General features: G+C 41.2%; 1 protein-coding gene and 1 pseudogene. Both read right to left on the bottom strand.

What is annotated here, in order from left to right:
- Window positions 1–113 (bottom strand): annotated as a pseudogene (locus tag R7Z49_RS26365) (gfo/Idh/MocA family oxidoreductase); the annotation flags it as partial.
- A 58-nt stretch (window positions 114–171) separates the two neighbouring features.
- The coding region (locus R7Z49_RS26360) for a response regulator (RefSeq protein WP_318112614.1) at window positions 172–595 on the bottom strand (424 nt) is incomplete at its 5' end.

The raw sequence follows: 595 nt of genomic DNA, 5'->3' as shown, positions 1-595 counted from the left end.
TTTTCTATATCTCTCGAATACACAGCTTTAAGGCAAAACTGCTTGGTTTGGATTGCCGCTTCAACAAATTGTTGCGAAATCCAGTTAGTCCCGATAACAGCGAGTTTAAACATGTCACTTCCTTTATATTCGTTCTAAAAAGCCGTAATGAATTCGGCTTATCAGTGCGATTTAAGCAAGCTTTAGTTCATTAAACAACTCAAATAACTGGTTAGATTTATACGGCTTTGGCAAATACGCATCCATACCCGCAGCAAAACAATTGTGAATGTCCTCTTCCAACACACTCGCGGTCAAAGCAATGATGGTTGTTTTCTTGCAGCCCACTTTCTTTTCCCAACGGCGAATCTCTTTTGTCGCGGTTAGTCCGTCCATCACCGGCATCATACAATCCATCAAAATGGCGTCAAACTGCTCACCTTTGGTGATGGCATCCAGCGCTTCTTGCCCGTTACTCGTAATTAAGTAGTCGTACCCTGCTTTATCTAAGAAAAAGCTCGCGATTTTTTGGTTCATTAGATTGTCTTCAGCAATCAGTATTCTTCGATGAGTTCGAGATATTTTAGATTCAGCGCGAGATGCAATATTTGTGACA

This window comes from Vibrio sp. 1562 (assembly GCF_033340155.1).
Lineage (GTDB): Bacteria > Pseudomonadota > Gammaproteobacteria > Enterobacterales > Vibrionaceae > Vibrio > Vibrio alginolyticus.
The sequence above is the reverse complement of the archived record's forward strand: the minus strand, read 5'-3'. Positions and strand labels throughout refer to the sequence as shown.